Consider the following 12,515-nt stretch of genomic DNA (forward strand, 5'->3'; position numbering starts at 1 on the left):
CTAGCACGCCCCCCCCCCTCCCTCCCCCCCCTCCCCAACCCCCACCTACGCCACCCCCCCCCCGGCCCGCCCCCCCACCCCCCCCCCCCCCCCCCCCCCCCCCCCCCGGGGGGAGCTACCCCCGCGGGTGCGGGGACGACACTTCGTGACCTGCGGTGTTGTCAGGTGATCATGCCATTTTGCTTCACCTCGTTCGCAGGACGCCAGGGCTGTCCGCCCTGGCGCGGGCGGGCCATGAGGATCAGACCGTCGAAGTCGACGGGGGTCCAGCGGTCGCGGCCGGCGGTGCGGGCGGACCAGCCCTGTTCCGTGGCCGCCGGCTCGATCATGACGGCCTGGCCGTCGTGAATGCGCTCGGCGAGGACGTTCCAGAGTCGGTCACGGATCCGGGGGTTCGGGTTGCCGACGTAGACGCCGGCGGCCACTTCGACGAACCAGCGGGTGAGGTGTCCCCGGAGTCCGGGTGGGGCCGCGATGAGCACGACCACGGTCGTCCCGGCGCTCATGGGGCCGTTCCCGCGGGGGTGGGGTCGGTGGGCTCCGGGATGATGTCGAGGTGGTGCGCGGCGCTCCAGTTGCGGCCGCCGCTGACGACGGTGTCGCCGTCGTCCCAGAGGGCGCCGAGGTCCTCGTCCGGCAGGTCGCCGTCGTCGGGGACGAGAAGTTGTTTGATGTCGGCGACGATGCGGGGCAGGAGTTTGCCCCGCACGGCGGCGTCCCGTAGAGCGGTACGCGCGTCACGCTCCGAGGTGAGACCTTGCGCGGCGAGGTCGAAGGCGAGGGGGATGGTGAACTCGGCCTTGTAGAGGTCGGCGATGTCCAGGACGAAGGAGAGGGCGTTGCCGGTGTGGACGAAGCCGAGAGCGGGGCTGGCGCCCAGTCCGGTGACGGCTGCGTGGCAGATGCCGTAGAGGGCCGAGTTGGCGGCGGACAGGAGCCGGTTGACGTCGTCGCCGGCGGCGAAGGCGTCCCCTGGCTTGTAGTCGCGTTTGGTCCAGGGGACCCCGGTCCGCTCGGCGTGCTGGGTGTAGAGGCGGCGGATGCGGGTGCCTTCGCGGCCGCGGAGCTGCTGAAGGGTCAGGCCGGCGGTGTCCTCGCCGGGGAAACGCATGTCGTACATGCGGCGGGCGACGGCGACGCGTTCCTTGGGGCGGGTGACCAGCCAGGCCTGGCGGAGCTGGAGTCGGGAGCCGCGCGCGGTGCTGGTGCCGGTGGCGTAGAGGCGCACGCCCTGCTCGCCGACCCAGCACACGGCGGTGCCGGAGTCGGCGAGCAGGGTGACGGCGGGGTGGGTGATCCGGCTGCCGGGCCCGATGAGGAGGACGGCGAGCCAGGCGGCCGGGACGTGGACGGTGCGTGCCTTGTTGACCAGGACGATGGCGTTGTCGTCCCGGTCGATGTGGCAGCGCTCGGCGTAGAGGCTGGTGATGCGGTCCTCGAGCCGGTGGATGTCCTGTGGTCCGGTCCGCCACCAGGGTTCAGCCATGGTGCGCCTCGGTGGTGCGGAGCGGGGCGAGGGTGAGCAGGCCCTGTCCGTAGCCCTTGGCGGGGCCGATGCCGCCGAGGAGGGCAGCGCGCAGTGCGTCGGGGTCGGTGACGCGGAGGCGTCCTTCGAAGGTGGCGGTGGACAGGGTGACGCGGGGGCCGTCGGGGCGCTTGCGGAAGCGGAGGATGTCGCGGCTGACGAGGGTCACCGCGGGTCCGGCGGACAGGTCCTGGTCATCGGTCTGCAAGCCGGGGGCCGGGGGGGTGGCGGTGGCGTCGGGGATGGCGAAGCCGTGGCGCTCGCACCGCTTGAGGAGCCATTCGAGTTGCTGGGCGGCGGTGCGGTGGGCGACCCGGAAGCCGCGGTGCCGGCTGCCGTTGTCGGTTCCTTCCTTGATGCGGGCGGCCTGCTGTTCGCTCGGCCGGCTGGGCCGGGGGAGATTCTGGACGGGGTTGGCGGTGAGGCGGAATCCGAACTCGCGGCCGCGGACGAGATGGTCCAGGAGGGGCGTGTAGTCGGCGATGAGCGGGGCGCCTCCGTCGGCTCCGGGCCAGCCTGCCTCGTCGACGAGGTGGGCCCAGGAGGGGCGGCTCTCGGTGAGGACGAGGATTTCGGCCCGGTGCGGGGTGTTGCTGTCCAGGCGCCACAGGACGCGCTCGGTGACGGGCTGCACGGCCAGCCCGGACTGGACGGCGGCGTGCAGGCGGTGCGGACTGGAGAGCAGGGCCGCGGCGGCGCGGCGGCGCGGGTTGAGGGCGATCTTCGACAGGTAGGGCATGTGGTCACCAGCCCAGGAGGGCGAACGGGTCGTGGTCGGACTGCCCGGTGGTACCGGTGTCCGCTGCGGGGCGGTCCGGCTGGGTGCGGCCGGTGGGCACGGTGACCCAGAGGTGGCGGACGGCGCGCCGGCCGAACCGGGTTCCGGTCTTGAGGTCGTAGGTGTCGGGGACGTCGACGGCGAGCTGGTCACCGGCCGGGTCCTCGACGGTGGCCTCCAGGGACACGGTGGTGCCCCGGGCCTGCCGGCGGCGGTGGCTGCCCGCCTGCCACGGCACTTCCCGCAGGACGTCCTCCAGTGGGGTGTCGGTGCGGAGGCCGAGGCTGACGGGTCCGGTGGGCGGGCAGGAGCGGCGGCCGAGGAAGAGCGGGAAAGCGGGGTTGCGGACGGCTTCCTCCAGGCTCTGCACCAGGGCTTTCGGGCCACGGAGGGCGGCGACGAAGACGGCGTCCTGGAGGTAGAAGCGCTGGGTGACGCCGGTGTATTTGGGCGGGGTGGTCCGGGTCTGCTGCCCCTTGGCGTTGGCCTTGGCCGACAGCAGCGGCAGTCCGCGGTAGTCGCTGTAGGTGTGGTAGTCCCGCAGCAAGGTGCCGGGCTGGTCCGCCCGGACGCCGAGCTGCAGGCCGACCAGGTCGGTGAGGGAGGCCTCGCGGGCGCGGCCCTCGGCGGCGGACAGGAGGCCGAGGATGCCGGACTTGGTGGGCCGGGGGCGCGTTTCACGCCGGTTGTAGCGGGACGGGCCGCCCCAGGACTGGAGCGGGGCGGCCAGCCGCAGCACGAGGACAGCGTGCTCGGTGCCGGTCATCGGACGCCGGCCTCCGCGGTCTCGGCGGGTGCGATCTCACCGTCGGCGAGCCACTGCCCGACCAGGGCGTCGACGGAGTCGAGCAGGGCGGGGAAGGGCAGGGAGGAACCGAAGACCTCGGTGATCTTGTCGCCTTCGGCGGTGTAGGTGGCCAGGGTCCGCAGCGGCCTGTCGCCCCAGGTCTCACCGACCGCCTTGAGTTCGTCGGCGAGCCGCACGACGGATTCCGAGGCCAGGCCGGTGACGCCGGTGACGGGCTCCTCGTAGGCGGAGACCAGGTTCACGGGCTGGTCGGCGCGGACGGTCAGCAGCACCAGGTGGGGCAGGGTGCGGTGGGCGAAGGAGTTCTGGTGCCCGGTCGGCATGGACCGGGCGAACGCGTCGATGAACCGGACCGCCGCCCGGCGGGTCTCCTCGGCGTCGGTGAGGTTGTCACGCAGCTGGTGCACGCCGAGGACGGCGTAGCGGTACAGGGTGGAGGAGTTGAACTCGACGGTGCCGATCATGCCGGCGCCGTGGTCGTCGGTGTTCTCGTCGTCGACCGCGGTGTAATAGTCGAACTCGGTGCGCACGGCGTGGGTGGACAGGGCGTGCGCGACCTGGACGGAGGCGTCCACGTTCAGGGCGGGCAGGTCGGCGACCATGCGGCCGAACAGGGCGACCTCGGCCGGATGCCCGGTGGACAGCGTCTGGACGACGGGGAGTTTCTTCACCTCGTTCTTGAGGTCGTCGTCGGGCAGGGCGGCGAGCTCGGCGGCTCGGTTGTCGAGCAGCTTCACCAGGGCGTCGAGCTGCTTCTTGCCGAAGAACAGCAGGTAGGCGGACTGGTCCTCCTTCTTCGAGGACTTGGTGATGCCGAGAGGTTCCAGCAGGGCGGCGGCCAGGCGGTCGGCCTGCTCGCCGGTGAGGCCGGCGCCGCCCTCGGCGGTGGGGCGGGCGAGGCGCTGGGCGAGCAGGGTGGCGATCCGCTTGGTGCGGGTGGCCCGGTCGGCCTCCGGCACCTGCTTGGCGTACTCGGTGCGGGTGGCCCGCTTCCACGCCTGTGAGGAGACGCGGGCGCGGCGGGCGCCGCCGTATACGGCCTGCTTGGGGGTGCCGGAGTCGTCCCGGTTGACGTTGGACGGCGGCAGGCTCTGCAGGATGTGGACCTCGACGAAGAGGGTGGGCTGGTTCATGGCATGACTCCTTGAAGGCATGGGGGCGCCTCTCGGACGGGGCGCGGGTGAAGACGGACTTGGTGTGATCGGAGCGCCGGGCCGGGAGGCCGGTGCCGTGGCCGGCCGGTCCGCCCGGGCGGCGTCAGGAAGACGCGGCGATGTGGAAGTCGCGGTCCCACCGCTGCCGGAAGCCGGTGGCGGCGTCCGGGCGGCGGGGGTCGTCCCAGGTCCGCAGGGCGGTGCGGAGCAGGTCGTAGTCGAGTCCGACTCCGGCCCGGTTCAGCAGTGGGGCGAAGGACCGCAGGTGCATGGCGAGTTCGTCGGTGTCGGCGGAGGTGAGCAGAGCGCCGAAGCGCCGCTCCAGTGCCGCGGTGGCGGCCTTGCCTTCGCTGTCCGCGGCAGCCTTCCGGGCGAGCAGACCGACGGCCGTCCCCGGGCTGTTGCCCGCGACGTGCATCCGGCGGTCGTGCGTCTGCTGGTGGCGGGCGAAGAGGGTGAGCGCGGTGTGCTCGGCCGCCAGGTCCCGGGTGAGGGATCCCTTGTCCCGCCACTCGGACGCCATGCGGGTGCGGTGGAACGGCCACATCGCGGCGACCGTGCCCGGCTCCCGGCCGGTGCCCGAGCGCAGCGCGGCCAGGTCCGCTCCGGCATCCGGGCTGCCGGGGTCGAACGCCACCCAGTACGGCGCCCGCTCCTGGCCGGCGCTCTCCCCGTCTTCCGGGGCCGGTGTGCCGGGGTCGGTGTACTGCAGGCCCCAGGACCGCAGCACCCGGTTGCGGCCTGCTCCGTCCCACGCGGTCAGCTCGCGGAACAGGCGGGTGTAGTCCAGGCCGGTACCCGCCTGCCGCAGGAGCGGCACGAGCCGCTGAAGATGCTGCACCAGTTCGTTCAGGTCCTGGGCGGTCGCGGCTGCGATCAGCCGCCGCTCCACGGCGGCCTGTGTCAGCGCCTCACTGCGGCGCAGCAGCAGACAGGCGGTGCCCAGGCCGACACCCGGCCGGTGGACGGGTTCGGACGCGGCGTGCTGGTGCAGTCCGAACAGGATGAGCGTGTGGTGCTCTGCGACGTAGCGCTCCGGGAGACGGCTGGATCCGTCGCCCTGCAGGGGAACGCGGTGGACGGACCGCGTGGACGGGTCGGTGCCGGCCTCCCGGCCGACGCCCTCGCGCAGGGACCGCAAGGTCCGTGCGACGTACTCGGAGAATTCCGGGCGCCGCCCCTCTTTGCGCGCCGACTGCCAGTCCCGGGCCGCTTCTTCCCAGAAGAACAGCCGGGTCCGGCCCGCCGCGGGACGGACGCCGGGGGTGCTGTCGGTGGTCGTCATGCTGCGGCCGCCTCCTCGCGCTGGACGCGGCGCTCCTCGGCGGCCCGCGTCAGGATCTCGGCGAGCCTCGTGCGGAAGACGCCGAGGGCCTTGCCGCTGCGGTAGACGAACTCCTTGTCGCCGCTCTTCACCGTGCGGCCCACCACGGCCCGCGGCGGGGCTGCCGCGAGCAGGAGGCCGGCCTCCCTCTCGGCGGCGATCTGCACGGACTGCTCCCACGCGAGCTGGGCGCGCTCCAGGAGTTCCTCGTCGTCCTCGTCGACGGTCCGCAGTCCGGCGAGCAGGCGGCGCATGGTCACGTCGAGGGAATGAAGGAACTGCGCGGACGGCCGGCTGCCCTTGTCGCGGGGCAGCGGATCACCGCCGGCGGCACGCCGCAGGTCGTTGTTGAGGCCGTCCAGGGCCCGGGCGACCTGGTCCGCTTGCGCCACGCAATCCAGCAGGACTTCACGCAGCTCGTCGTCCTGGGCGAGCAGGGCCCTGACCGGCAGGGGCAGATCGTCACCGATGGCGTTCTCCACCACGGCGGACTGCGTGCCGTACTCAAGGCCCGAGGTCTCGATACCCAACCGGTACTGCCAGGACAGCACCCCGCCGCCCTGCAGGTCCCCGATCTGACGCAGCAGCAGGGAGGTATAGGGACCGTCGCCCTGCACGGGCAGCGTCATCGCCAGAAGCGTTCCCAGCCCCTGCCAGGCAGCGCGGCCCGAGGTGTGCCGGCGGGGCCGCCGGTGGGGCTGCCCCTTCTTCGGCTTGGCGGTGTGCTGCCATGCCGTGTGCGGCTCGAGCTCGGGCGTCTGTGCCAGCCGGTCACCGGCCGACACGATCACCCGGTGCACCCGCGGGCCCTGCTCCGTCTCGCAGGTGATCAGACGGATCCGGCGGGCCTGGAAGGTCAGCAGGTCCAGCAGACCGGTCGCCGGACGTTCGGACCAGGCGGCCGCGGCCGGTGACTTGCAGGCCAGATCGGCCGGGCGCTCGTCCCACGCCCACTGCGGCCGGTCCCCCGGCTCCAGACCGTCGGGCAGGATCGGCGTGTTCAGCAGCAGCGTCTCGTACAGCGTCTCCCCGGTGGGCACGACCACTCCGAGCTGGCCGAGCGGCCCGGTCGGGTTGCCGGTCGTCTTCCCGTTCCTCGCCTGCGGGTCTCCCACGGCACCGGTCTTGATCGACGCCGTGTCCCAGCAGTGCACGTGCAGCAGCCACAGCGCCGCGTCCCCCGGCGTCAGCAGCAGTTCGTCGGCCTCACTGAGCGCGCTGAACAGGGGCACGTTGTTACCGGACGCCACGGACGGCACCAGCTGAGCGGCCGTCTTCGTCTCTCCGTTCAGCGACTCCAGGCCGGCGACCTGGGCGAACGGGCGCTCCGCGTCGAACAGACGGAACCGGTCCCCGTAGCGGGGGCCCAGATAGTGCGCGAGGCGGTCCCGTTCCTCCTGTGAGAAACGGCCGCGGTGGAACCTCTCGCCCCACTCCTGCCGGGTGCGCGGTGCCCCGAGGGCGTCGATCATCACGGGCAGCAGCAGTTGCCGGAGCACCACCGCCAGCATCGTGTGCACCGGCAGCTCGAGACGCCGGATGGTGTCCGCTTCTAACAGTGCGTCCAACAGCCCGACGGGCTTGTGGACGCCGTCACGAACGACGGCGTCGAGCCATGCATCGTGGATGAGGTCTCCCTCTTCGGTCATGGCTGTTCCCCCCTTCCATGTGCTGGCCTTCCCGCGTCCCCCCGGACGCGTTAGCCGAATGACCAACTCCATGACGCTCAGCAGGAGTTGTCCCTCGACAAGCCGTTAAGAGCGTTCCACGCAACGTTTGCTACTTCAAGCGAATCGAACGAACTCGATGACATGGACCGACCGGCCGGCGATCCCGGCAGAGAGCGGGTACTCTGCGCACGGCTCGTGGAACCGGCGCCCTCCCCGAAGCCGGGGGTGTTCCCGTTTGGTACTTCGATCAGCACCGGAAGCCGTCCCCGCAGGCGCGGGGTGAGACGGACCCGGCCCGGCTCCGCGGCCGATTCACCCCGCACCCCGCTCGACGACCAGTCCGAGCACGTCGTGGTACGACACCCGGTCCGGACCCAGCAACCTCGTGCCGTCCTCCTCCAGCACGAGCGCCAGGCGGTACCGCAGCCAGGGCCGGCCGGCCCAGCCCGGGAGCGGGCTCAGCTCAGCCCGGGCGGCGTCCGTGAGACGTGGGAGGAGGCGGACGGTGCCGCCCATCAACCGGTCGGTCACCTCGTCGTCGTCCACCTCGCCGTGCACTCCGAGCCAGGTTCCGTCGATGGCCCGGTAACCGCCGGAGGCCCGCCGGACGACGATCACTTCGACGGACGGGTCGCCGTCACGGACGACGGCATCGAGCTGTTCCTCGGAGGCGGCCCGGCTGCCGGCGTAGTGGAGCCCCTCCAGGGTCGGAAAGGCCCATTCCCGCCGACGGCACAGCAGGTACTCCTCGGCGTTCTTCTCCCGCTCCCGTTCCTTCGCCTGCCACTGCTCCCCCGCACCGGTCTCGTCCCAGTCCGCCGGGCAGATCCCGGCATCCCCGTAGGCCCGCGCCACCAGAGCCGGCACATCGGCGGGAATGCTCCATCCCGGTCCCGGTGCCGACGGCTCACCCGCATCCACAGCCGTCAGAGCGCCCGCGGCCTCCGTGACCAGGGCCGCCGCCCGCAACAGCGACCACTTACCGTAGATCCGCTCCGAAGCACGCAGAAACCGCGGAGCCCCGTCCCTTCCGGGCGTCACACCAGTGACCAGTACCCGGGGTACTCGGTGCGCGACCGGACGACGGGTACCGCCGTGGCGGTGCAGCCGACCGATGCGCTGCAGGAGGAGGTCGGTGGGCGCCAAATCGGTGATCAACACGTCGGCATCCACGTCGAAGGACTGCTCGGCGAGCTGAGTGGCGATCACCACCATGCGCTCCGGCCGGTCGTCGCCCGCCTGCGGTCCCATCAGACGCAGACACTCCGCCGTCCGATCCGCCCGGTGGGCGGCGCACAGCCGCGCGTGCAGAAGGTGCAGGACACCGTCGAAGCCTCCGGCCCGCAGATCGCGGTAGATCGCCTGAGCCCGCTCGACCTGGTTGACCACCACCAGGACCACCCCTCCCCCGGTGACGGCCTTCCGCACGGCCGCAGCGACCCGCGCCCCCGCAAGGTCCGTATCGGGCAGCCAAGACAGCCTCACGGGGACCGACTCCCGCCAGGGCGGCACCGCCTCACGGGACGTCTCGGCAACCGCCCGGCCGCCGGTGCCGTAGGCCACCGTGACGCACGGGTACCCGGCCGGCTCCGGCACCGGCTGGTGCACGTCCGCCGTGCCGAGTACACCGGACAGGTAGGCGTCGACACACTGCTGCCGCTGGGCGGGCGGCAGTGTCGCGGACAGCAGCACCACGGGAACCCCCGCCTGCCCCAACCAGCGCAGTGCTTCGACGAGGAACTGCCGCATGTAGACGTCCGCGGCGTGCACCTCGTCCACAACGACGACCTTCCCGGCCAGCCCGGCGAACCGGAGCATGACATGCCGGGTACGGGTCGCCGCATGCAGCAGGTGGTCGACCGTGCCGACCGCGAACGCGGTGAGCAGGCCGCGCTTGTCGCCCAGGAACCAGTACGCCGGGCCGTCCGCCCCGGGGCCGGCGACCCGGTCCGCCGAAGACTGAGCGGACGCCATACCGTAATCGGCGTCCTCGTCGATCGCACCGAAATCGTCGCCGACCGTATCCTCAGCGCCGCGACGGCCCCCGTCCTCGCATCCGCACCCACCGCCGCCCGGGCGTGACTTCCCGTCCCAGATGGCCCGCCACCAGGCATTGAACCGCCGACGGCCGTGCAGGAGCGCAACCTGCGACTCAAGCTCCGGCTCGAAGGTGCGCACCCACTGCAGCACCTGCTCGTACATCGGGTCGCTCGTCGCCTGGGTCGGCATCGCCACGAACACCCCGTCGAGGCCGAACCTCGCCGCCAGGACCTCGGCGGCCGCGAGCGCCGCCTTCGTCTTCCCCTCGCCCATCGGGGCCTCCACCACCAGCAGCCCCGGCGCCGGCATCGACCACGCCCGCTCCACCAGCTCCCGCTGCGACGCCCGCGGCCGCACGCCCAGCCGGCGGTTCAGCGGGTCCAGCGGGTTCTCCGGCACGGGGAGGTCCCGCCAGCCGCCGCGGAGGCGCAGCCGCTCCCAGGCTGCCTCCGCACGGCGTCGCGCCCCGGCGGAGGAGATCAGGCCGGCGTCCGCCAGGCCGGGGAACTGGCTGCTGTCGCTGGCGATCCAGTCCGCCATCACGATCAGACCCGACAACGCCAGCTGCTCGGCCTTCCGCAGCGAGCCCACCGGCCGTGCGTCCGCCAGGTCCTCGAAGCCGACGGCGCGCGTGAAGACGTCCACGACCGCCCGCTGGGCTTCCTCCCAGGCAGCACCCTTCCCCTGGGCCCCTCGCGGCGGCCTGAGAGCAGCAGCCGACGGAAACGTCCCGTGGTGTCCGGCGACCAGCGGCCACACCCACCCGGCGGTCTCTCCGCCGCCCCACTCGGCGACCAGCCGCGGCATCAGCAGCACGGCGCCGGCCACGTCATGACGCCACCGCTTCTGCCGGTCCGCCGGCAGCCGCCCCCACGTCAGCCCCGCTGCCAGCACCGGTGCGGCCTCGGCCGCGTCCATGGCCTGGAACGCCGGACACGCCTTCCCGCAATCGTGGATACCGCACACCCACATGAACCACAGCCGCCCCCGGCCACCGCTGATCTCGTCCAGCCGCCGCCGGAACGCGGCCGACAGGTAGCGGTCCCACATCACCCCCGCCACGGCTGCCGTGTCCAGCAGGTGACCGAGCAGCAGATGCGTCCGGCCGCCGTTCCGCGCCGCCGACTTCCCCCACAGCCGCGACACCCGCTCGACAGCCTCCGGCGACAGCCCCACTGCCTTCATCAGCTCGACGATCGAGCATTCACTTTCCACCAAACCCCCCAGTACTTGGTGCCAGCGGCACCATAAGCTGCACCACTGACAACGGCCTGAGAAAAGAAGCCGGAGCCGAATGCAGGTGAATGAAAAACGCGCCTCTTGCGAGCATCACCACAGCTCAGCAAGTGTCGCCCCCGCACCCGCGGGGGTTGCTCCGCCTCTGAAGCGAAAGGGATCATCGTGAAGGCGTCGCCCCCGCACCCGCGGGGGTTGCTCCCCGGCCCCGCGCCGCTCCGGCCCGACCTGGCGGTCGCCCCCGCACCCGCGGGGGTTGCTCCTCGACTGGTCGAGGGCGGTGATCGACTCCTCCGTCGCCCCCGCACCCGCGGGGGTTGCTCGACCTGACCGCGGTCGCCCTGGCCGGGTACCGCGTCGCCCCCGCACCCGCGGGGGTTGCTCCCCCACCCCCCTCATCCCGTCCGACCACCTCACGTCGCCCCCGCACCCGCGGGGGTTGCTCCGTCGTCTCCCCCAGTGCCTACGCTGGACGTGTGTCGCCCCCGCACCCGCGGGGGTTGCTCCTGCAGGCTCTGCCCGGTGACCAGCGTGATGGAGTCGCCCCCGCACCCGCGGGGGTTGCTCCCGGGCGAGCAGCCGGGCCGTGATGCTTCCCGTGTCGCCCCCGCACCCGCGGGGGTTGCTCCTTACGAGTGTCAGCCTGACACGGCGCGCGGCCGTCGCCCCCGCACCCGCGGGGGTTGCTCGGTGCGCGGCGAGTAGTCCTCGACCTCGGGCAGGTCGCCCCCGCACCCGCGGGGGTTGCTCGGCCGGTGCCCGGTCCGGCGACGGCGTCGCCATGTCGCCCCCGCACCCGCGGGGGTTGCTCGCCGCTGCTCTCCAGCCACTCGATGATGCGGGTGTCGCCCCCGCACCCGCGGGGGTTGCTCCTCGACGTGTCCGCCGGCGTCCAGACCGCCATCGTCGCCCCCGCACCCGCGGGGGTTGCTCGACCGCCGCGCCCGCCCCGGCGAAGCCGCAGAAGTCGCCCCCGCACCCGCGGGGGTTGCTCCATCACATCGTCGATGTCCACCTCGCCCCGCACGTCGCCCCCGCACCCGCGGGGGTTGCTCGTCGGCGGCGGCCGTCCGGCTGTCGCTGCGCGCGTCGCCCCCGCACCCGCGGGGGTTGCTCGGCCAGGACGATCAGGACGAACAGGACCAGCGCGTCGCCCCCGCACCCGCGGGGGTTGCTCACGAGATCATCGCCGCCGAGACCGACCGCGACCGTCGCCCCCGCACCCGCGGGGGTTGCTCCCAGGCGCGGTCCGGCCCGCGTCCCGCGCCGTCGTCGCCCCCGCACCCGCGGGGGTTGCTCCCGGACGATTCCGCCATCGACCGGCCTCCGGGCGTCGCCCCCGCACCCGCGGGGGTTGCTCCCGGTCCCGGTACACCGCGAGCACCTCCTCGTCGTCGCCCCCGCACCCGCGGGGGTTGCTCCCCGGGCTGGTACTCGCGGTGGGTGGGCATGTAGTCGCCCCCGCACCCGCGGGGGTTGCTCGAGGTAGCGGGCGAACTGCTGGGCATCCTTCGGGTCGCCCCCGCACCCGCGGGGGTTGCTCTCGACAGTATGTTCGATTTTCCATCCGTGAACAGTCGCCCCCGCACCCGCGGGGGTTGCTCCCTCGCGCGCGGCCGTCGAGGACGAGGACTCGTCGCCCCCGCACCCGCGGGGGTTGCTCCCGATGACGTTGACGCTCGATGACCTGCCCACGGTCGCCCCCGCACCCGCGGGGGTTGCTCGTGGATGCCGCCGGTCTCCCCGGTCCCCGCGAGGTCGCCCCCGCACCCGCGGGGGTTGCTCAGCCGTTCGCCCGGCTCATGTTCGGGGAGGGCAGTCGTCCCCGCACCCGCGGGGGTTGCTCCGGGACTGAGTCGCCCTTGGTGCGGCGGTGCGGGTCGTCCCCGCACCCGCGGGGGTTGCTCAGCCGTTCGCCCGGCTCATGTTCGGGGAGGGCAGTCGTCCCCGCACCCGCGGGGGTTGCTCCGGGACTGAGTC

Annotated in this window: 8 protein-coding genes and 1 CRISPR repeat array; all 8 genes read right to left on the reverse strand. The window is 72.9% G+C overall.

The window, feature by feature from the left end; genetic code table 11:
- Positions 1 to 161: 161 nt before the first annotated feature.
- Positions 162 to 506, reverse strand: a complete 345-nt coding sequence (gene cas2e, locus ACZ56B_RS27480; protein WP_468796160.1) for a type I-E CRISPR-associated endoribonuclease Cas2e — start codon at positions 504 to 506, stop codon at positions 162 to 164.
- Positions 503 to 1,486, reverse strand: a complete 984-nt coding sequence (gene cas1e / locus ACZ56B_RS27485) for a type I-E CRISPR-associated endonuclease Cas1e (protein WP_468796162.1) — start codon at positions 1,484 to 1,486, stop codon at positions 503 to 505. Before cas1e ends, cas2e begins: the two co-directional genes overlap by 4 nt.
- Complete coding sequence (gene cas6e / locus ACZ56B_RS27490; protein WP_468796164.1) at positions 1,479 to 2,264, reverse strand: type I-E CRISPR-associated protein Cas6/Cse3/CasE; 786 nt, start codon at positions 2,262 to 2,264, stop codon at positions 1,479 to 1,481. The genes cas1e and cas6e overlap by 8 nt, the downstream gene beginning before the upstream one ends.
- A 4-nt stretch (positions 2,265 to 2,268) precedes the next feature.
- A complete protein-coding gene (gene cas5e, locus ACZ56B_RS27495; protein WP_468796166.1) occupies positions 2,269 to 3,069 on the reverse strand; it encodes a type I-E CRISPR-associated protein Cas5/CasD in 801 nt (266 codons plus the stop codon).
- Positions 3,066 to 4,244 (reverse strand): type I-E CRISPR-associated protein Cas7/Cse4/CasC, encoded by a 1,179-nt coding sequence (gene cas7e, locus ACZ56B_RS27500; protein WP_468796168.1) that lies wholly within the window; start codon positions 4,242 to 4,244, stop codon positions 3,066 to 3,068. Before cas7e ends, cas5e begins: the two co-directional genes overlap by 4 nt.
- A gap of 124 nt (positions 4,245 to 4,368) precedes the next feature.
- Entirely contained in the window at positions 4,369 to 5,550 is a 1,182-nt protein-coding gene (casB, locus tag ACZ56B_RS27505; protein ID WP_468796170.1) for a type I-E CRISPR-associated protein Cse2/CasB, read from the reverse strand.
- Complete coding sequence (gene casA / locus ACZ56B_RS27510) at positions 5,547 to 7,238, reverse strand: type I-E CRISPR-associated protein Cse1/CasA (protein ID WP_468796172.1); 1,692 nt, start codon at positions 7,236 to 7,238, stop codon at positions 5,547 to 5,549. The genes casB and casA overlap by 4 nt, the downstream gene beginning before the upstream one ends.
- 333 nt (positions 7,239 to 7,571) lie before the next feature.
- Positions 7,572 to 10,514 (reverse strand): CRISPR-associated helicase Cas3', encoded by a 2,943-nt coding sequence (cas3, locus tag ACZ56B_RS27515; protein WP_468796176.1) that lies wholly within the window; start codon positions 10,512 to 10,514, stop codon positions 7,572 to 7,574.
- Between the two features lie 133 nt (positions 10,515 to 10,647).
- A CRISPR array of direct repeats spans positions 10,648 to 12,503; the repeat unit is 28 nt; unit sequence GTCGCCCCCGCACCCGCGGGGGTTGCTC.
- Positions 12,504 to 12,515: the final 12 nt, after the last annotated feature.

This window comes from Streptomyces sp. NPDC034670 (genome assembly GCF_055574875.1).

Excerpts from the sequence above, each read along its gene's own strand:
- cas2e (WP_468796160.1), bottom strand. The coding sequence starts at position 506 with ATGAGCGCCGGGACGACCGTGGTCGTGCTCATCGCGGCCCCACCCGGA.
- cas1e (WP_468796162.1), bottom strand. The coding sequence starts at position 1,486 with ATGGCTGAACCCTGGTGGCGGACCGGACCACAGGACATCCACCGGCTC.
- cas6e (WP_468796164.1), bottom strand. The coding sequence starts at position 2,264 with ATGCCCTACCTGTCGAAGATCGCCCTCAACCCGCGCCGCCGCGCCGCC.
- cas5e (WP_468796166.1), bottom strand. The coding sequence starts at position 3,069 with ATGACCGGCACCGAGCACGCTGTCCTCGTGCTGCGGCTGGCCGCCCCG.
- cas7e (WP_468796168.1), bottom strand. The coding sequence starts at position 4,244 with ATGAACCAGCCCACCCTCTTCGTCGAGGTCCACATCCTGCAGAGCCTG.
- casB (WP_468796170.1), bottom strand. The coding sequence starts at position 5,550 with ATGACGACCACCGACAGCACCCCCGGCGTCCGTCCCGCGGCGGGCCGG.
- casA (WP_468796172.1), bottom strand. The coding sequence starts at position 7,238 with ATGACCGAAGAGGGAGACCTCATCCACGATGCATGGCTCGACGCCGTC.